Here is a 20,285-nt window from a genome sequence, read left to right as displayed (position 1 = left end):
TCAAAAAGCTGGCGAATTGGACTTGGAAAAGTCCAATTCGCCAGCATTCTCATCGAAAAAACAGAATAAATTGGACAAAAATAGGTCGGATTATAAAAATCCGACCTATTTTGTCAACAGTCTGAAACACCCGGCATAAGCCGGGTGTTCTGCGTTTTGGCAAAAGAAACGGCGGCGTTATTTGAACACCGCCGCTGATTTCAATGATCGGCAGACTGGATGGAAGAGAGTCAAACCTGTTCTGTTTTGGAAGACGGTCCCGGCTTTAAATTGTTGATCCGTGAGACAAGATCGGTTCCGAAAGCGGAGCTGACGTCAACATCGCCCTGTTCGATGTAGCTTTCTTTATACTCGTACGCCGAAGAACCGTGTTCGGCATAATCGAGTCCGGCTATTTCCTCTTCTTTTGATACCCGGATCGGAGTGAAAGCTTTCATTACTGCAGTGACAGCCGATGTAGCAGCGAGGGTCCAGGCTGCGATCGCCAAAATGCCGACGGCTTGAATGCCGAGCTGTGCGGCTCCTCCTCCGTAAAAGAGACCGCTCGATGTATTGAAAAGCCCGACTGCAAGCGTCCCCCAAACACCGCAAACACCGTGAACGGCAATGGCGCCGACGGGATCGTCAAGCTTCAGCACCTGATCGATAAACTGAACGCCGACAACTAAAATGACACCTGCGATGCATCCGATTAATATCGCGCCTGTAAATGAAACGCCGTCCGCGCCCGCGGTAATTCCGACAAGGCCGCCAAGCGCGCCGTTCAGCGTCAGGGAAGGGTCAATCCTGCCGTAGCGGAAATAAGTGAACAGCGCCGAGCTGACGACTCCGCCCGACGCGGCTAAAAGGGTTGTGGTGATGACATGCGGGACGGCGGCGGGATCAGCTGCAAGCGTGCTTCCGCCGTTGAACCCAAACCAGCCGAACCACAGGATAAAGACGCCGAGTGCGCCCAGCGGAATGCTGTGTCCTGGAATGGCATTGACCTTTCCGTTTGCATATTTTCCAATCCGCGGCCCGAGAAAGATGACAGCCGCAACCGCGCCCGCAGCACCTGTCATGTGAACGATCGCAGATCCGGCAAAATCAACAAATCCGAGGTCATACAGCCAGCCTTCCCCCCAAGTCCAATGGCCGACAACCGGGTAGATGAGACCGGTCATAAACAGCGTCAAAATCATATAGCTGCCAAGCTTCATCCGTTCAGCGACAGCGCCGGAAATAATGGTCGCGCACGTAGCGGCAAACACGGCCTGAAAGACGAAAAATCCGACATCCTGATCACTTGCTAAAGCAAAACCGCTTGTGCCGATGAACCCGCCGGCGCTGTCCCCGAACATCAATGCGTATCCGGCGAAGAAATAAAGGATGGAGCCGATAGAGACCGTCAGAAAGTTTTTCATTAAAATGTTTAACGTGTTTTTAGCTCTCGTAAAGCCAGATTCAACCATCGCGAAACCGGCGTGCATAAAAAAGACGAGCAGAGTGCCGATGGCCATCCATATCATGTTGACCGAATCATTGACCGATTGCGCCGTCGGTTCTGCGGCCAGAGCTGATGCTGCGAGGAAAAAACTGAGGAACAGGACGAAAGATACCTTGGTTTTCATAAGAATCATCCTTTCTTAAAGTATCGGCAAAAAGAGGCGGGGTGGAGCCGGTCGTTTTACACAATCGCTTCTTTTCCGGATTCCCCTGTCCGGATTCGAACCGCATTTTCAATCGGGAGCACAAAGATTTTTCCGTCGCCAACCGTATTTGTCGAACATGTGCTTTCGATGATTTGGATAATTTCATCAACGCTCTCCGATTCAATCACCATTTCGACTTTCACTTTAGGCAGCAGCTTGATTTCGTAGGAGGTGCCGCGAAACAAAGCCTGTTTCCCGCGCTGTTGCCCGCAGCCGGCAACCTCTGAGACCGTTAATCCGTTTATGCCAACCTCTTCAAGCTTTTTGCGGAGGCGGGGAAACTGTTCAGGGCGTATAATCGTTTCGATTTTTTTCACAATGTAAATCCTCCTTTTGGTGTAAGGTTTTATTACGTGTATTGTTATGTTTATTATCATACGTAATATCAAATTGAAAATCAATACGAATTTTCAAAAAAATTAATCTATTAGACCTATTATCAGAGAGATCTGTATTCACAGAATAAAATTCTTGTGATGTTTTATGACATTAAAAAACCTGCTTTCAGTTGAAAGCAGGTTATGCCGCAAAGCCTTTTTGTAGCCACATTTTAGATCTCCATCTTCTGTACATCAAAATTCCCCTGACCCACTCGTCGGCGATGAAGGAAAACCATATTCCCGCCAGGCCGAATCCGAGCTGAATGCCGAAAATATAAGCGATCGGAAGGCCGATTCCCCACATTGAGACAATTGCCATATAAACCGGATATTTCGCGTCTCCAGCAGCTCTGAGAGAATTAATGATGACCACGTTAAACGAGCGGCCAGGCTCCAGGATAATCGTCAAAAGGATCAGTATACTGGCCGTTGCGATAATATCGGGATTGCTGCTGAAAATGCCGATCAGCTGTTTGGAAAACACAGCGAAGAGAACGGAAGTAAATGTTGTAATGGCCAGAGCCCACCAGAGGCTCTTCAGACAGCGGCTGTACGCTTCATCAAATTGTTTCGCGCCGATATGGCGTCCGATTAAGATTTGCGTTCCCTGGCTGATCGCTGTGCCGAAAAGCATGATGAACATCATCAAATTTTGGGTATAGACCTTTGTCGTCAGCGCCTGCGCGCCCATCAGCGTGATAAAATAGGTGACAATCATCTGTGACGCGTTATACGAAAGCTGCTCCCCTGCTGAAGGTATCCCGATTTTCAGCAGTTTTTTCAGATGGCTTTTCTTTAAGACAAACAGCCGTTTGGACAACATCGGCATGCCGACGCGCTTTTTGACGAGCAGAGCGATCGCGAACAGGCCGATGATGCGCGCGATCGAAGTGGACATTGCTACGCCGGCCACGCCTAAAACCGGAAAGCCGAACGGCCCGAATATGACAAGATAGTTGCCGGCGATGTTCAGGATATTCATGCCGATGGTTACAACCATTGTGTCCTTTGTATGCCCGTAGCTTTTCAAAATGGCGCTGAACGTCATAATGAGCGCTTGAATAAAGGACAGTCCGCCGACGATCTGGAGAAAGATGCCGGCCTCGGCCAGCAGGTTGGCGGACAGGCCCATCATCAATAAAAGCGGTTTGGCAAATATATAAATCACCGCGCTGATGAATAGACTGATGATAAAATTGGCGCTGATAGAAACATAGCCGACTTCCATCGCTTCGGCTTTTTGCCGCGCTCCTAAAAATTGAGAAATAATAACGGTTGTTCCTGTGGCGATAAAACCGAACATCACAATGATCAAGTTCAGCATTTGGTTGCTGACGCCGACGGCTGCCACGCTGTCATCGGAATATTGGCTGAGCATCAGGGTATCTGCGTTGCCCATTAACATATATAATGAAACCTCGATAAATATAGGCCAGGTCAATGCGAATAAAGAGAGGTTTTGAGGTGCTGTTTTTTTCATGGCGTTTGACCCCTTTCTTTTAAAAAATCCGTTTTATAGTGTAACGCCATTTTCTTATAATAAGAAGAGACGAAACCGATACTTCTTGGAGAAATACGACTTGATGAAAAGGGGAGAGAACATGGAACATATCATCTTTACAATTCCGCCGCTCCCTGTGTTGATTACCGGCGGAGAAGGACTGTTCAAAAAAGGGGAAAAGCATGTGAGGCGTGAATATTCCGTGTTTGATCTCTTATATGTAATACAGGGGGAACTATTTTTGACTGAGGACGGCGACCCCCATCAGATCCGGGAAGGGGAATATATCATCCTTGTACCGGGGCTTGAGCATTATGGACACCAAGGCTGTCAAGACGATACCCGCTATTTTTGGCTGCACTTTCAGGAGCCGTCTTATGGCTTTGCACAGCAGGGAGGTGAGAACTGGACCGAGCTCAAGCTGAAGAAGGGGACGTTTGAAACGCCGACATTATATCATTTAAAGATTCCGAGAAAGGGAAAGATCGACCAAAAAGCGTTTATTGAACAGCAGTTTAGACGTTTGATTGACGATTCTGCCCAAAATTCCGACCTGCCTCTTCGGAAGCAGCTCTTGTTCGAAGAGCTGCTGATTCACCTGCAGAAGGAGGCGTTCCACATTCCTTCGGCGAGTGAGCGTGTGGCATCTGAAGCGCAGCATTACATCGACCGCCACTATAAGGAGAAGCTCAGCATGGAGCAGCTCTCGGCTGCCCTTCACTATCACCAGGACTACATTACCCGCTGCATGCAAAAGGCGTTCGGCATCACACCGGGCCAATACGCCAATAAGGCGAAGGTTTTTGAAGCGAAGCGGCTCCTTTCTTCGACAAACGACAAAATGTCATCGATTGCCGAACAAGTCGGAATCGATGATCCGACTTATTTCTCAAAGCTGTTTAAACAAATAGAAGGGATTTCGCCTGTTGAATACAGAAAGATGATGAAGAGAAATATTGAGTGATATTTTCAAAGCATAGGAGGAGAAAAGTTTGGCATCCATCAATGGTGAAAAAGTAAAGCTGCGCACGATCACAATGGATGACCTGCCCGGATTATGGAGAATGATTTACGGAACCCGAAACCCTGAATGGAAAAAATGGGATGCCCCTTATTTTCCGCTTCAGCCCGAACCGTTTCAATATTTTCTCGACTCTTTTGTGCCGGCTTTAAAAGAAAAACCGCCGCGCTATTTGGCGATTGAGATCGAAGGAGAGCTGAAAGGAACCGTTTCTTACTATTGGGAGTGCCGGCCGACACGCTGGCTGGAATGCGGGATCGGCATCTATGATCCGCGGTTCTGGAACGGAGGTTACGGCACGGAAGCCGTAGAATTATGGGTCGGCTTCCTATTTGAAAACGTCGATGTGCCGAGAATCGGAATGACGACGTGGTCCGGCAACAGGCGGATGATGAGGTGCGCCGAAAAAGCGGGGTTTAAGATGGAAGGCCGGATTCGCAAAGTCAGATATTATGACGGGGTCTATTATGATTCAATCAGATACGGAATATTGCGGGAGGAGTGGGAGCTGATTTGCGGCGGTAGCTGACACGCTCTATAATGTAATATTAGATATCTTTCATCAGCGGACTAGAGGGGACCAAAATGAAAAAAACCATTTATGATGTAGCGGAAGCGGCAGGCGTTTCGATTTCCACGGTTTCCCGGGTGATCAACAATACCGGGAGAATCAGCAGGTCGACAAGGCAAAGAGTGCATGCCGTCATGAAAGAACTCGATTATCAGCCGAATGTTCACGCTTCTGCGCTTACCGGAAAGCGCACGAACATTATCGGCCTGTTGACGCCCGATATTGCAAACCCTTTTTTCGGAGAGCTTGCCAAAAGCGTTGAAGAGCGGGCGGGCGAGCTTGGATTCAGCATGATGATATGCAGTACCGACCGCGATCCGAAAAAGGAGACAACGTATTTCTCGGTGCTCAAGCAAAAAAGCGTCGACGGCATCATTTTTGCGACCGGCATCGAAAATCAGGAGAGCATGGATGCGCTCGAGGATATTGCAAAAGAGGGCATACCGCTCGTGATGATTTCTCAGGACCGCGCCCTTGTTCCGCTGGATGTCGTGGTCATCGACGATTTTATGGGCGGATACTTAGCGACGCGGCATTTAATTTCGCTCGGCCATAAGACAATCGCCTGCATCGCCGGCGACGGATCGACAACCGGAGAAAAAGACAGGCTGAAAGGCTTCCAAAAAGCGATGGATGAAGCCGGCATCAAAGTGAATGAATCGCTCATCGCCGGTACCGGTTTTTCCCTGGAATGCGGCAAAAAAGCAGCCGCTCAGATTTTCGAAAGCAACATTCCGACCGCCGTTTTCGCCATGAATGATGTGCTTGCGTGCGGAGTCATTCAGACTGCAAGGGAATGGGGGCTCCAAGTTCCAACGGATTTATCTGTCATCGGCTTTGATAATACGTTTTTAGCCGAAATGACCGATCCGCCGCTTACGACAGTGTCGCAGCCGATTGAAGAAATGGGCCGCCGTGCGGCCGAGCTGCTGGCCGAAGAAATCAGCGGCGAGAAAAGTTCGAAAAACAAAATCATTCTCATGCCTGAACTTGTCGTCAGACAGTCGACGGCACCTCCATTTAAAAAAGATGCACATGCTGAAAAGAGCGGGTTTTGATAGAAAAAACGCTCTTTTTTTAAAAAATAAGAGCAAGCGCTTGCTCTCGTTAAATCCTAAAAAGCATTGCGGATAAAATAAATACAGGGTAAAATCAAAATTGAAATGAGCAAGCGCTTTCTCTAATTAATAAAGCGCTTTCAATATGTAAGAAGGGAGAGAAGAAAATGACAGAACGAGTGAGATGCGCCGTATTAGGGCTCGGAAGGCTCGGCTATTACCATGCGAAAAACCTCAAAACCGAGGTGCCCGGGGTCCTGCTCGCCGCTGTGGCCGATCCGGCAGAGGGGAGGGCGAGGGAGATTGCCGCTGAACTGGGTGTTGAAAAGTGGTTTGAAGATCCGTTTGAATGTCTCCACGATCCAGAAATTGATGCCGTCGTCATCGTTACACCGACATCTACCCATGCCAAAGTGATCAAACAGGCGGCCGAATGCGGCAAACAGATTTTCGTCGAGAAGCCGCTGACATTAAATCTTGAAGAATCGATTGAAGTCATTTCTAAAGTCAAAGAAACGGGCGTGATTTGCCAGGTGGGGTTTATGAGGCGGTTTGATCCTGCTTATGCGGATGCCAAAAGGAGGATCGATGCCGGAGAAATCGGCAAACCGATCTATTATAAAGGGTTCACGCGCGATTTTGGCTCTCCTCCGGCCGAATTCATTAAAAAAAGCGGCGGTATTTTCGTCGATTGTTCGATTCACGATTATGATATCGCGCGTTATTTAATGGGGGCTGAAATTACTTCGGTTTCCGGCCACGGAAGGGTTTTGAAGCACGCGTTCATGCCGGGATGCCATGATGTCGATCAAGCGCTCACCTATATGGAGTTTGATTCGGGGGCGGCGGGTGATGCGGAAGCAAGCCGCAATTCGTCTTACGGCCACGATATACGTGCCGAAATTATCGGGACGGACGGCAGCATCTTCATCGGGACGCTGCGGAACCCGGCGGTTACCGTGCGGACCGGGCAGGGGAGCAGCTATAATATCATTCCGGATTTCCAGGCGAGGTTCCATGAAGCGTACTGCTTAGAGATGCAGCACTTTGCCAAGTGTGTTCGCAACAAAACGAAACCGATTGTGACTGAAGTGGATGCGGCAGTCAATCTGGAAATCGCGCTTGCGGCCTCAGAATCCTGGTCAACAGGCAAGACCGTCAAGATTCAGTATCAGACGAAACAGCTTACGGTATGAAACGGGGCTCATAAACGGGCTGTGATAAAGACAAAGTATGCCGGAGATCATCCTGCGGTCAATAGGATCAACAGAAAGAAGGGCGGAAGAAAGCATTTCTCCGCCCGATGCCGCCCTTTCTCTCAGCGTTTTCAATCAACTGCAAGCCCCTTATTGCACATTCAGATTCGGTCTCAGATTCACCTGATAGTCCACCTCGACATCCATCTTCTCCCAACGATGCAGCCACGCTTTGTCGCTCATCGGCTTCGTAAACGGAAACAGCGCTTCACCGCCGACTTCAAGCGGATCAACCCGAATGTTTTGCATGTCCTTTATCATGTCCGTTGTTTTCTTTTCCAATTCGGATTCCACATCATGGACAAGTGCGCTGAACTCGCTTTGATCCTGCAGGTTTTTGTCGCCTGTGTATTCTTCAATGCCCGCGTTTATGCTGACTTTCATTGATAAAGCTGTATTGTTTTGATTTAAGTCAAATGTGACGGTTGAGCGGGCTTGGCCGATTATGATTGACAAGTTGGGAATCGTGAGGAACTTCAGATACCTGTTATTGTTGAGCAGCTGAAAAATTTGATCGTCTATGCCGGTCAGTGTCTTCACGAATTTGTCGTTTCGGAAAAGTCCTGTTCCTTCATATGTGAACTGGTTACCATCGGTTCTGAAAACAGGCACGTAAGGATCTGAATAGTGGGTGTACAGCTGGTTTTTGAATTGATGCAGGTTAACGATGCTCATTTCACCCTGGTTGGCTCTTTCAAAATGCCTTAACGTCTGATAAAGATAAAAGTCAAAATTCTCGCTTTGCTTCAATTCGTTCAGTATATATTTGTCAAAATCGCCGTTGACGACGATGAGATAAAGGCGAGGGCCGATTTTCGGGTCTGACAGAAGCGTGTTGATAATCGGAAGTATGCCTTTTTCAGCGAGATTTTCTTCGATCATCACCATTCTCAGCTGCCCGTTTTTCAGCTCGTTGTAATAATTTAAATTAAATCGCTTGCCGACTTGTTTGATCATATTGACTTCGGTGCTGAATAGCCGCTTCTTTTCAAGGCCCACCGGAGGGACGGTGGTGCTCATTGAGATCTTTCCTTTTTTCCCTTCTTTGATATACCAAAAGGTAACCGGTGAGATTTCTTCAATCTCATTGTTTTCAACAAATGGAGAGCAGCCCTCAATCGTCATGAAAATCACAAGTGCGATACAGCCGTTTAATATGAGGCGTTTCCCGCTGATCATTGCATGCGCCCCTTTCGTTTTCCGGCGATGACAAGAATAGCCGGAGTCAATGCGTAAGTGACGGCTCCGATGGATACTTCGATCAAAAACCACATATCTTGCTGCTTTCCGGATTGCCAAAACCAGGTGCTTAACACGAGCGAAAATCCCATGAGCAATAGGAAGCTGAACAGAAATCCTCTTCGCGTCACAGGCTTGGCCATTCTTTTAAACAAAATGCGGAGGCCTCCGTAAAAGCAGAGTAAAAAAATCGCGATTACAAACGCAAAATGAAACATATGGGCAGACAGTAGAAACGTATCGATCCGCTCCAAAATCGGCGACTGCAAATAGCGGAGCATGTTTATCACCGGAAAAATGGTTTCCAGCAAATAAGAGGAGCCGTAGAAAAATAATGCACCGATAAACAAAAACAAATATTCGAAGAGTGAAATCGCATTACCGACCGATAAACATTTCAGCACATTAGCTTCCTTGCTGAACCATGGAGCCAGACAAATCAAATACTCGGGACTGGAAAAAGAAGACCACATGACGAGCAGCGCCTTCCAAGAATGTTCAGTCCAGTCAAAAGGAATCAACGGATATAAATCGGTCAAGGAAGCGATCGGGGGGATATAAAACCTGATAAAAATGAACACGATCCAAAATGATGACATAAAGGCAATGATGACAAATCGCATCGTATTTTCCATGCCGTGGGAGGCCGCATATCCGCTGATCACCAGAATCAAGATCACAAGCCAGTTGATATTGATGGCGGGAAAGATGAAGTGTCTCACCGTTTCGGCGTAGCTTGTGATCATGATCGCGATCTTTAACGCGAGCTGAATTAAGCCGATCAGGATAAAAAAGCGCAGCTTGCGTTCGCCGAAGAGAGCGGCAAAGCCTTCATAGCCTTTTGCGGCCGCTGGAGAAGACAGCCATTTGGACAACAGGTACAAGTTGAACTGTGACAGCATTCCGACAGCGAGCATAACGAACATCATGTAAGGGTGAACCAGATACATCGGCAGAACCAAGATGAAAAAAAGAACTTGCATACGGTTGGCGATGAGGGCGATGTAAATTCCGCCGAGAGGCCGTGTCTTGTGAAATAATTGAAAAGAACTCAAGCCGCTTCATCTCCTTTTAACGTACCGCCATTTTTGCAAGGTATGCAGATATTCGGGGCGCTTTTTCAGCCAGATCAAAGGACTTCGTATAAAAAGATCGAGCCAATCGCGCCAATATAACGGAGTAATCGGCGCAAAATAAGGCTGCTTGAGAGAAGTAAGCCCGTTCAAATGAACAAACAGTCCGATCATTCCGAAGATCAATCCGAAAAAACCGAGGCAGGCGGAGAACACGAGCATCGTAAAATGAATCAAAGTGTGCCCTTTAGCTACGATGTAGTTAGGCACCAAAAATGACGCGACCGTTGAGATGCCGACCAAAACGATTAGCACTTTGCTGACGAAGCCCGCCTGCACCGCTGCTTCTCCAATCACAATCCCCGAGATAACCCCCAATGTTGAACTTGATTTTGTCGGCATCCGCACGCTGGCTTCCTTAATAATTTCAATGACGAGCAGCATAAGAACCGCTTCCCAAAACGGGGTGAACGGCACTTTGCTCCTTGATTCGATCAGCACATAAAGGATCTGGAGCGGAAACATATGATAATGATGAGTCGACAAAGCCACATAAAAAGGGATGAGCAAAATAGACAGAAAAAAACTGGCGTAGCGCAGCATTCTAAAAAAGCTGGCAACCGGCCAGCGCGTCGTATAATCTTCAGCGGAGTGAAAAAGGTGAAAAAACGTGATCGGTGCATGTAATACAAACGGCGTCTGATCGACCAAAATGGCGACTTTGCCAATGCTTAAATTGTATGCGGAAATGTCGGGACGCTCGGTCTGCTGGAACTGCGGAAAAATCGAATGATGATGATCTTCAATCAATTCAGTGAGCTGTGCGGAATCGAAGATCATGTCAAAATCGGTTTCCGCGATTTTTTTTCTGGCTTCCTCAATCAATTCCGGATTGGTTAATCCGGCAATATAAACGATAACAACAGATGTTTTGCTGAGCGAACAGACCGTCAGCCTTTCCGCTTTTAAATTGGTTAAAGGCAGCCTGCGCCGCAGCAAAGAAAGATTGACGTCGAGCTGCTCGGTAAAACTGTCTTTCGGACCGTACATCACCGTTTCGGTTTGAGACGGTTCGATCTGCCGGCCGACCCGATTTTCAATGGGAATGGCAAACCACTGCTGCCTGTCCGGATCATGGATGATGATCGAACCGGACATCAGCCACTCCTTTGCGGTTTCTAAAGATACGATCGGTTCAACGTGCAAAACAAAGGTTTTTAAACAGCGATATATTGACTCTTCTTCGGCGCTCATGATCAGAGGCCTGATGATCGACTGTTGGAGCATGACCCGATCAATGATGGTATGTAAATAGTAAAATACTGCTTTTTGTCCGCCTTTTGTTTCATGCTCTTCGATCACCGCATCAGCCATACCGGCGGTGGCGTCAAGAAGGGCATCTTTCGTAATGGGAGCGCTCCGCAATCCGGCTCCCTTTCTTTTATATTTTCGAAACATGGACATCCCTCATCAGCGATTGATCATTGCCGGGTTACCGGATGTCCTTATTGTGCTCGCTGCTTCTCAGGTTTATGCGGACAGAAGCCGCGTTCCCGCAGGATCAGGTAAACAGCGAGGCGCCGAGGTAGGCGGCAAGCCCCCACATGACAGCCGCAGATCCTTTATTGAACAAGGTCATGACGACCCCCTGTGAATCGAGCTGTTTGAGAAGTCTTCCCGCTGCGGCAAGTCCAAGGAACCATAGCCACGAAACGATCATACATGCACAGGTGAACAGCCAAAGATCCGCACCTTCATACGCTAAAGAGTTGGTGCCGATCACGCCGACGATATCGAGCAAGGCGTGCGGATTTAAGAGCGATACGGCCGCAGCAAAAGCGATTTGCTTTTTGGGCGGCATAGCTTCGGACGCGTTTCCTACCGCCGGTTTGCTCTTCCATGTGATCCATCCCATATAAATGAGAAACAAAAATCCTCCGGTCAAAAGGACAAATTTAACTTCAGGAAGGCCGGCGACAGCCGCGGAAATACCTGTGACTGCCAGTATAATCAGGAGGGAATCGCACAACGATGCGGAGATCACAAGCGGCAAGACACGCCAAATGCTCGATGATGCGGCCCCTTGCTGAAAAATCAGGACATTTTGCGCGCCGAGCGGCAAGATCAGTCCAAAAGCGAGAATCATTCCGTGAATAACTGCGTTCATGACTGTTAAAACCCCTTTCATTCAAAACATCCGTTTTATTGTAGAGTAAGAAGCGGGGAATGTCTCCGGCCATTTGGCTGGTCTAATTGCCCAGCCAAATGCTATCTTTTAAAAAAGGAGCTGAACATGAAGTGAACAGACAGCTGAACAGACATTCAGACATTCCGTTATACCAGCAAATCGAACAGATCATAAAAGAGAAGATTTTACAGGGCGAATGGCCGGCCGGGACGAAAATCCCTTCACAACGCAAGCTGGCATCTATCTTTCAAGTGAATAGAAGCACGGTTACCGCGGCTCTGGACGAGCTGACAGCCCAAGGATTTCTTGAAGGCAACCGGGGCGGAGGCACAAAGGTGGCCAATCAAACATGGTCACAATTGACGGCGGGTCCGCCGCTTGACTGGACGAGTTATGTACGTTCGGGAATTCACCGTCCCAATTCAATGACGGTTCAGGAAATCAACAGGCAGGAGTTTACAGAAGGGATCATCAGGCTCGGCACAGGTGAATTGGCGCCTGAACTGATGCCTTATCAACAGATGGAAGAGATTCTTCGCCGCGCACCGTCTGATAGGCTGATGCTCGGGTATGAAGAAGCGAAAGGAAGCCGCTATACAAGAGAGGTGCTGGCGGAGCATCTGGGCCGGAAGGGTGTGCGTGTATCGGCCGACTCGATTCTGATTGTCTCCGGAGCGCTCCAAGCGCTGCAGCTCATATCGATCGGTCTTTTGAAGCGGAGAGCCGTCGTGTTGACGGAAAAGCCGTCATACCTATACTCGCTGCACGTTTTTCAATCGATGGACATGCGGCTTTGCGGGCTTCCAATGGATGGCGGGGGATTAGACCCGTCCGTCATTCCGGCGGTAAAAAAACGGCATGGCGCCGATTTACTGTACACGATTCCGTCATTTCACAATCCGACGGGCAAACTGATGTCGGAAAACCGGAAGCGCGAGCTGATTCAAATGAGCAAACGGCTGTCGCTCCCGGTTATTGAAGATGACGCATACGGCGACTTGCGGCTTGACGGTCCGCCGTCATCGCCGCTGAAGGCCATGGACAGAGAAGGCAGCATTCTTTATGTCAGTACACTATCGAAAACAGTCAGCCCCGGCCTTCGCATCGGCTGGATCACAGGCCCGGAGCCCGTCATCGAGAGGCTGGCCGATATTAAAATGCAGACTGACTACGGCTCAAGTTCATTGTCGCAATGGGCGGCTGCAAAGTGGCTTTCAAGCGGACTTTATGATGAAAATCTCAGCCGGATCAAAGGCGAACTGAGACGAAGGCGGGATGAGGCGCTCCGGTGTCTTGAGACCTATTGCAGAGGAATCGCCCGCTGGGAAAAGCCTTCAGGCGGGTTTTACATTTGGGTCACATTTCTAAAGCCGCTCTCGCTCAGCGCTTTGTTCGAACAAGCATTACAGAAAAACATCCTCATCAATCCCGGCACCCTCTACGATAAAGAAGCTAAATACAGCATCAGATTGTCCTATTCGTACGCCTCTTTGCCAGAGCTTCGCTACGGCATTCAAACGATCGCAGAACTCGCCGGGAAGCTCATGTGAGTCCCTGCTGTACCGGCTGCTGAAAAATCGACGTTCAGCAGCCGCTCCTTTTTATTTCAGGCCTCGGGTTATTTAAAAACAGTCCAAAAAATTCCATTAACATATCATTCAAGGAACTATTGATTCATATTAGCAGCTGGATTTGCAGTAGAGGAACTCTTTATGTTGCCTCATTGTGAGAAACGTCCTATTTTTCTGAATCTTATTGACATGCCGGTGTCACAAAATATACACTTTTTTTGTCATTGAAAATGATAATCTTTATCAATTGGAGGAATGCTTTCTATGCCTGTACAAACGAGTTCTAAAAATCAAGTGTTTTTGGAGCAGCAAAATAGAAGAGAGTCTAATGCGCGTTCATATCCGAGAAGATTTCCGCTCGCCATGCAAACCGCGGAAGGCGTCTTGGTGACTGATGCGGATGGAAAGCAATATTATGACTGCCTGGCAGGAGCGGGGACGCTTGCGCTTGGTCATAATCATCCAGTTGTGATTGAAGCGATTCAAAAAATGCTTGATGAAAAACGCCCGCTGCACACGCTTGATATCACTTCGGAAATCAAAGAAGAGTTTGTCAGCGAAGTATTTGCAAGCCTTCCTGAGGCGTTTGCCAAACGGGCGAAGATCCAGTTTTGCGGTCCGACCGGCGGCGATGCGATCGAAGCCGCTCTCAAGCTTGTCAAAACGGCAACGGGGAGAAGAACCATCTTGTCGTTTCACGGTGCCTATCATGGTGCAACTCATGGAACGATGGCGCTGAGCGGTAATTTATCTCCAAAGGAAAATGTCCAGGGACTTATGCCTGATGTGCATTTCCTGCCATATCCGTATGAATACCGCTGCCCGTTTGGAAGAGGAGGAGAGGCGAGCCACAAGCTGTCGAGCGCATATATCGAAAATATGCTGGATGATCCGGAAAGCGGAATTTTACAGCCGGCCGGGATGATCTTTGAAGCCGTACAAGGAGAAGGAGGCTCAGTTCCGGCTCGGGCTGAATGGATAAAAGAAATGAGAAGGATCACAAAAGAACGCGGAATCCCTCTAATCATTGATGAAGTGCAGACCGGCATCTGCAGAACCGGAAAAATGTTTGCGTTCGAGCACGCCGGCATTATACCGGATGTCATCGTCCTTTCAAAAGCGATCGGCGGAAGTCTTCCTCTGTCTGTCGTCATCTATGATCAAGACCTTGATCAGTGGGAACCGGGGGCGCATATCGGTACATTCAGAGGGAACCAGATGGCGATGGCGGCCGGAAGTGCAACGTTAAAATATATAAAAGAGCACGATGTACTGTCACATGTAGAAAAAGTCGGCGCGAAGCTCATGCAGGAATTGCAAGACATTCAGGAACACGTTCCTGAAATCGGTGATGTCCGGGGACGGGGGCTGATGATCGGCGCCGAAATTGTCGCACCGCATAAAAAACAAAACGCAAACGGCAGCTATCCGGCTGATGCGGAGCTTGCAAGCGTGATTCAAAGAAAATGCTTTGAAAAAGGACTGATCGTTGAAACGGGAGGACGCCATGGAAGCGTGATCCGATTCTTGCCGCCGCTCATCGTAACAGAGGCGCAAATCGACGATATCATCACGATCTTCAGAGAGGCCGTCTATGAAGCAGTCAAGTAAACAGAAAAACTTTGATTCCCTGTTTATGCACAACGGCGAACAGGGGATCAAAGCATACCGTGACGCGGCCGAGGCCGCTGTAGAGACGCTGTGGGCCGATTGGAAAAATAAAATGAAGCCCTACAGCGGGAAGATGCCGAATGAATTAAAGCACGAAATTAAAAACTTGTTTTCGTTTAAGGAAGCGGGAGAACCGCTTGCGGATGTTCTCGCTGATCTAAAAGAAGCCTATTTGCCGCACCGGATTCATGTTGAAGATCCAAAATGCGCCGCACACTTGCACTGTCCGCCGCTCATCCCGGCACTCGCTGCAGAGATGCTGATCAGTGTGTTGAATCAGTCGATGGATTCGTTTGATCAAAGCGGAGCGGCTTCATTGATCGAGGAAGAAATGGTGCAGTGGCTTTGCCGAAAGTTCGAGTACGGAAAGAATGCTGACGGAACATTTACGAGCGGAGGCACGCAGTCTAATTACATGGGGCTTCTGTTGGCCCGCGATGCTTTCTGTGAAAAGCAGTGGAACTGGAACGTACAGAAGGACGGACTGCCGCCGGAAGCGGACAGGCTGCGGATCCTCTGTTCAAAGGATGCTCATTTTACCGTGAAAAAGTCGGCTTCCCAGCTCGGACTTGGAGAGCGCGCCGTCGTACTCGTCGATACAGATGATGAAAAGCGGATGAGCCTTTACGATTTAAAGCGAAAAACAACGCTGCTTGAGGAATCGGGCTTACATCCATTTGCGATTGTTGCCACATGCGGTACGACGGACTTCGGAAGCATCGATCCGCTTTCCGAGCTTGCGGATGCCGCGCATGCCGGCGGGCTTTGGCTTCACGTTGATGCCGCGTATGGCGGGGCGTTGATTTTGAGCAGAACCCGCCGCTATAAATTGGCCGGTATCGACAGGGCCGACTCCATCAGCGTCGACTTCCACAAGCAGTTTTATCAGCCGGTCAGCTGCGGCGCTTTTCTTGTCAAAGACAGAAGGCATTTCCGCTTGATTGGTTATCATGCCGATTATTTAAATCCTGAAGAGGATGAAGCGGAGGGAATCGTTCATCTCGTCAATAAATCGATTCAGACGACGAGGCGCTTTGACGCTTTAAAGCTGTTTGTCTCGCTGCGTGTGCTTGGAGAAGATACATTCGCCGAGATGATTGACTGGACGTTCGCATTGGCCGAAGCGGCAGCGGAAAAAATCTCCGCAAGCGATCGGCTCGAACTGCTGAATCCGCACCCTGAACTGAACGCTGTCGTCTTCCGCTGCCTCGCCTCAGAAGACGACGCGGAGAACGACCGTTTGAATAAATGTATCCACAGAGAATTGTTCAGAACGGGACAGGCGGTGATCGCCAAGACGGCAGCAGCCGGGAAAACGTATTTAAAATTCACGCTGCTGAATCCGCGGACGACGCTTTCGGATCTTGACGACATTCTCGGCAGGATTCAAGAGCTGGCAAGTCTTTATACGAATAGCAGGAGGATAACAAGATGAGTTCATTTAAAGAAATAGCAGAAAACGCTACGATTCAAAGTTTTTTAAATTGCTATTTGCGTGAAACCGGCATCAAAACCCGTGAGATCGCGGACGGCTCTCAAAAAACGCTGATTGTTCCGCTAAAACGCCAGCAAATCGAGCTGATCGTTCCGATCAAGTACTGGTCGAAGACGGGAAGGCACCTTTTCTCATTTCCGCTTTACTATCAAACAACCCAAAACAAGCCGCTTCCGCTCGACTATGTCACGCTCGTCTCCCTCGCTTCAAAAGAATTGCTTCTTCAGCAAAACCGCGGGGGTGCCGAGGATGAATTCTTGCTCAGAGTCATTTTGAGCTGCCGCAATATCAGCCGTTATGTGGAAGAACGGGCCGGTGATCAAAATGAGCTTAGCCGCGCTGATTTTACGTTTATCGAAGCGGAGCAGTCGCTCTTGCTCGGTCATCTGATGCACCCGACGCCAAAAAGCAGGCAGGGCATGAAACCTGAAGAGGAAAACATTTTCTCACCTGAATTGAAAGGGGAGTTTCAGCTTCATTACTTTAAGGCGCATGCCTCGCTCGTTCTGCACGATTCAAGTACTGGAACAAAAGCGCCGCTAGTCATACAAGAGGAATTGAGAAACGACCCGATGATTGATAATGCGTGGCTAGACGAGCAAACGGCCGATCCGGATTTTGCGCTTCTTCCCGCACACCCGCTCCAGGCGAGAGCTTTGCTGGAGGAGCCGTATGTGCAAAAATTGATCGATCAAGGTCTCCTTACATATCTCGGTGCAAAGGGCAGGACGTTCACGGCGACATCCTCCGTCCGCACGGTTTACAGCAAGCACTCGCGCTATATGTACAAATTCTCGGTCCCGATCAAAATCACGAATTCGCTTCGTGTGAACAAGCAGAAAGAATTGGACAGAGGTGTTGAAATGGCCCGGCTGCTTCAGACAGAACTCGGTCAAAGGTTAAAACAGGAGTTTCCGGGCTTTCACGTTATCACAGATCCTGCCTACATCTCGATTCGGGGGGAGAACGGGGAGTCCGGCTTTGAAGTCGTGATCAGGGAGAATCCGTTTTATGAAGACGACCGTTCTGCATGTCTGGTCGCCGGGCTTTGCCAAGATCACGCCTTCGGGAAAGAGTCACGGCTGTCCTCTGTTATCCGCGGGCTGGCATTAAAAGAAGGGCGGACAACGGAAGAAGTGAGCATTGATTGGTTTGACAAATATTTATCCATTTCGCTTGAGCCTGTTTTATGGCTGTTTGAAACATACGGGCTGGCGATTGAAGCGCACCAGCAAAACGCCGTTATCCGCTTAAAAAACGGCTATCCGGAGACGTTTTACTACAGGGATAATCAAGGCTATTACTACAGCGAATCAAAAGCCGGGATTCTTTCCAAGCTGATCGAAGACTTGAGCGAAAGGAGCGAGACGATCTGCACGGACGGCGTGGCTGTTGAGAGACTGCGCTATTATTTCTTCTTCAACCATCTGTTTGGGCTGGTGAACGGGTTTGGCTGCGAAGGGCTGATCCGGGAAGAAACGCTCCTGTCCATGATCAGAGAGCGGCTTGAAAAAGCGGAACACATTTACGGCATCACTGAGTTGACGGACAGCCTGCTTCGGTTTTCGGAGCTTCCGTGCAAGGCCAATCTGCTGACGAGATTTTACGACATGGATGAGCTGACGGGCTCGCTTGAAACCCAGTCTCGTTATACGTCTGTCGGCAATCCGCTGTTAAAGGAGGCGGCGGCCGTCCAATGAATGACCGGATCACATTTCAAAAAGCGGACTATGCAAGAGACGTATCGCTCGTCTATCGCTGGATGCAGGAGGAGCACGTCATCCCGTTTTGGCATTTAAACATGCCGTTTGCAAAATTTGAAGACCATTTTCACAAGGCCATCACAGACCCCCACCAAACGCTGTACATCGGCTCTATCGACGGTGTGCCCATGAGCTACTGGGAGTCGTACTGGGTCAAGGGGGACGTCATTGAACACCACTATGATAATGAACCTTTTGACCAGGGCATCCACCTGTTGATCGGAGAAAAAGAGTACTTGGGAAAAGGGCTGGCCCTTCCGCTTTTAAAAGCGATGGTCTGTATGCAATTTGCCGAGCCTAACACAAAAAAGGTCATCGCAGAGCCGGATATCCGCAACAAAAAAATGATTCATGTTTTTGAAAAATGCGGGTTTCGCCCGATTAAACCTGTGAATCTCCCTGATAAAACCGGATTATTGATGTTTTGCGAACGAGAACGTTTTTTTGAAAAGGGGAAAAAAGATGAACTCTACAAAGAGAGCCACTGATGTATATGATGTCATCGGCGTCGGCATCGGGCCGTTTAACCTCGGTCTTGCCGCATTAGCCGATTCCGTGCCTGAGATTAATGCGCTGTTTATTGAACGAAATGAAAGTTTTAACTGGCATCCCGGCATGCTGATTGAAGGGACGACACTGCAGGTGCCGTTTTTGGCCGACTTGGTGAGCATGGCCGATGTGACAAGCGAATACAGCTTTTTAAACTATCTCCAGCAGCATAACCGTCTGTATTCTTTTTATTTTCTGGAAGACTTTCATATTCCGAGAAAGGAATACAACCACTACTGCCGCTGGGTGGCAGAACAGCTTGACTCGTGCCGCTTCGGGATGAATGTTGAAAGCATATCGCTCATTGAATCGAATCCGGAGGCGCTTTTTAAAGTGCGGGTCGTGAATCGGGAAAACGGCGGGGAAGCCGTTTATTACACGAGGCATGTTGCGCTTGGCATTGGGACGGGCCCGCACGTTCCCGAAACGCTCTCAGACGCTTTGGGAGGCTCGGTGTTCCATTCAGCTGAGTATTTAATGAGAAAGCCCGACGGATTTAAAGGGAAAAGGGTGGCCGTCGTCGGCTCCGGTCAAAGCGCAGCCGAGGTGTTTTATGACCTCGTCGGTGAAGATGAAGCGGAGCATGTCAGCTGGCTCACCCGCTCAAAAGGCTTCTTCCCGATGGAATATTCGAACCTCGGGCTCGAATATTTTTCACCTGATTATATCGATTTTTTCTATCAGCTTCCACAGTGGAAAAAAGATGAATTGCTAACGCAGCAGGATCTCCTTTATAAAGGAATCAGCGCGAAGACGATCAGCGATATTTATCATCTTCTGTATGAGCGGACCTGCGGAGGGCGGGAAGCGGCTTTTGATCTTCAGTCCATGACAGAAGTCAAGCAGATCGAACAGCATGGAGAAACGCTGATTCTGCACTGCGCAAACCGGGTGAATGAAGAACGGTTTGAGCGGCAGGCAGATGTGGTCGTCCTGGCGACGGGCTATAAAGAGAGGCTGCCGGAGTGTCTGGCACCTGTTGACAGCCTGATTGAAAAGGACGCGGGCGGCCGCTATGTCATTACGCGCGACTATAGACTGGTGACAGCTGCAACATCAAAAAACCATATTTTCGTTCAAAACGGAGAGCTGCACACGCACGGCGTCGGAGCGCCTGACCTGGGACTCGGCGCTTACCGGAACTCGGTGATCATCAATCAGCTAGCCGGGAGAGAAGTATACAACGTCAGCCACAAAACGGTTTTCCAGACATTCGGAACAGGAATCACCGAAAAAACCGCGGTGCCAAACGGCTAAT

Annotated in this window: 17 protein-coding genes; 10 read left to right on the top strand and 7 right to left on the bottom strand. The window is 48.9% G+C overall.

What is annotated here, in order from left to right; genetic code table 11:
- Positions 1–230 precede the first annotated feature (230 nt).
- The 3 genes from KI350_RS22190 to KI350_RS22180 all read right to left on the bottom strand — a co-directional run bounded on the left by KI350_RS22190 (position 231) and on the right by KI350_RS22180 (position 3,551).
- Positions 231–1,610 carry an ammonium transporter gene (locus KI350_RS22190; protein ID WP_079289419.1) on the bottom strand — a complete coding sequence of 460 codons (1,380 nt, stop codon included), beginning with the start codon at positions 1,608–1,610 and terminating at the stop codon, positions 231–233.
- Positions 1,611–1,666: 56 nt separating this feature from the next.
- Entirely contained in the window at positions 1,667–2,008 is a 342-nt protein-coding gene (locus KI350_RS22185; protein WP_020450886.1) for a P-II family nitrogen regulator, read from the bottom strand.
- A 202-nt stretch (positions 2,009–2,210) separates the two neighbouring features.
- On the bottom strand, positions 2,211–3,551 hold the full coding sequence (locus KI350_RS22180; RefSeq protein ID WP_023856619.1) for an MATE family efflux transporter: 1,341 nt from the start codon (positions 3,549–3,551) through the stop codon (positions 2,211–2,213).
- Between the two features lie 121 nt (positions 3,552–3,672).
- Between KI350_RS22180 and KI350_RS22175 the strand changes: the two genes are divergently transcribed.
- The 4 genes from KI350_RS22175 (at position 3,673) to iolX (ending at position 7,418) form a co-directional block, all read left to right on the top strand.
- Positions 3,673–4,536 carry a helix-turn-helix transcriptional regulator gene (locus KI350_RS22175; RefSeq protein ID WP_023856620.1) on the top strand — a complete coding sequence of 288 codons (864 nt, stop codon included), beginning with the start codon at positions 3,673–3,675 and terminating at the stop codon, positions 4,534–4,536.
- 28 nt (positions 4,537–4,564) lie between these two features.
- Complete coding sequence (locus tag KI350_RS22170) at positions 4,565–5,122, top strand: GNAT family N-acetyltransferase (RefSeq protein ID WP_020450889.1); 558 nt, start codon at positions 4,565–4,567, stop codon at positions 5,120–5,122.
- A gap of 56 nt (positions 5,123–5,178) precedes the next feature.
- Positions 5,179–6,222, top strand: coding sequence for a LacI family DNA-binding transcriptional regulator (locus KI350_RS22165; protein WP_020450890.1), 1,044 nt, complete (start codon positions 5,179–5,181; stop codon positions 6,220–6,222).
- Between the two features lie 167 nt (positions 6,223–6,389).
- On the top strand, positions 6,390–7,418 hold the full coding sequence (gene iolX / locus KI350_RS22160; RefSeq protein WP_025811683.1) for a scyllo-inositol 2-dehydrogenase: 1,029 nt from the start codon (positions 6,390–6,392) through the stop codon (positions 7,416–7,418).
- Between the two features lie 150 nt (positions 7,419–7,568).
- On the opposite strand, the gene KI350_RS22155 is transcribed toward iolX, so the two are convergent.
- From KI350_RS22155 to KI350_RS22140, 4 genes are all read right to left on the bottom strand, one after another.
- A complete protein-coding gene (locus KI350_RS22155) occupies positions 7,569–8,657 on the bottom strand; it encodes a Ger(x)C family spore germination protein (RefSeq protein WP_025811681.1) in 1,089 nt (362 codons plus the stop codon).
- Complete coding sequence (locus KI350_RS22150) at positions 8,654–9,772, bottom strand: GerAB/ArcD/ProY family transporter (RefSeq protein WP_043054278.1); 1,119 nt, start codon at positions 9,770–9,772, stop codon at positions 8,654–8,656. The genes KI350_RS22155 and KI350_RS22150 overlap by 4 nt, the downstream gene beginning before the upstream one ends.
- Before the next feature lie 6 nt (positions 9,773–9,778).
- Entirely contained in the window at positions 9,779–11,248 is a 1,470-nt protein-coding gene (locus KI350_RS22145; protein ID WP_023856625.1) for a spore germination protein, read from the bottom strand.
- Between the two features lie 103 nt (positions 11,249–11,351).
- Entirely contained in the window at positions 11,352–11,957 is a 606-nt protein-coding gene (locus tag KI350_RS22140; RefSeq protein WP_025811677.1) for a LysE/ArgO family amino acid transporter, read from the bottom strand.
- A gap of 98 nt (positions 11,958–12,055) precedes the next feature.
- Between KI350_RS22140 and KI350_RS22135 the strand changes: the two genes are divergently transcribed.
- The 6 genes from KI350_RS22135 (at position 12,056) to KI350_RS22110 (ending at position 20,284) form a co-directional block, all read left to right on the top strand.
- The gene (locus KI350_RS22135; RefSeq protein ID WP_043054578.1) at positions 12,056–13,528 is read left to right on the top strand and encodes an aminotransferase-like domain-containing protein; all 1,473 of its coding nucleotides are present in this window, start codon (positions 12,056–12,058) and stop codon (positions 13,526–13,528) included.
- A 285-nt stretch (positions 13,529–13,813) separates the two neighbouring features.
- Positions 13,814–15,160, top strand: a complete 1,347-nt coding sequence (locus KI350_RS22130) for an aspartate aminotransferase family protein (protein ID WP_212930589.1) — start codon at positions 13,814–13,816, stop codon at positions 15,158–15,160.
- Complete coding sequence (locus KI350_RS22125; RefSeq protein ID WP_025811673.1) at positions 15,144–16,655, top strand: pyridoxal phosphate-dependent decarboxylase family protein; 1,512 nt, start codon at positions 15,144–15,146, stop codon at positions 16,653–16,655. Before KI350_RS22130 ends, KI350_RS22125 begins: the two co-directional genes overlap by 17 nt.
- Positions 16,652–18,415, top strand: a complete 1,764-nt coding sequence (locus tag KI350_RS22120) for an IucA/IucC family protein (RefSeq protein ID WP_025811672.1) — start codon at positions 16,652–16,654, stop codon at positions 18,413–18,415. The genes KI350_RS22125 and KI350_RS22120 overlap by 4 nt, the downstream gene beginning before the upstream one ends.
- Positions 18,412–18,966: a GNAT family N-acetyltransferase gene (locus KI350_RS22115; protein ID WP_020450900.1), complete on the top strand. Its 555-nt coding sequence runs from the start codon at positions 18,412–18,414 to the stop codon at positions 18,964–18,966. Before KI350_RS22120 ends, KI350_RS22115 begins: the two co-directional genes overlap by 4 nt.
- Complete coding sequence (locus tag KI350_RS22110) at positions 18,941–20,284, top strand: lysine N(6)-hydroxylase/L-ornithine N(5)-oxygenase family protein (RefSeq protein WP_025811671.1); 1,344 nt, start codon at positions 18,941–18,943, stop codon at positions 20,282–20,284. Before KI350_RS22115 ends, KI350_RS22110 begins: the two co-directional genes overlap by 26 nt.
- Position 20,285 lies beyond the last annotated feature (1 nt).

Source organism: Bacillus sp. J41TS8, from assembly GCF_018333035.1.
Lineage (GTDB): Bacteria > Bacillota > Bacilli > Bacillales > Bacillaceae > Bacillus > Bacillus paralicheniformis.
This window is presented reverse-complemented; position numbering and strand designations above follow the sequence as displayed.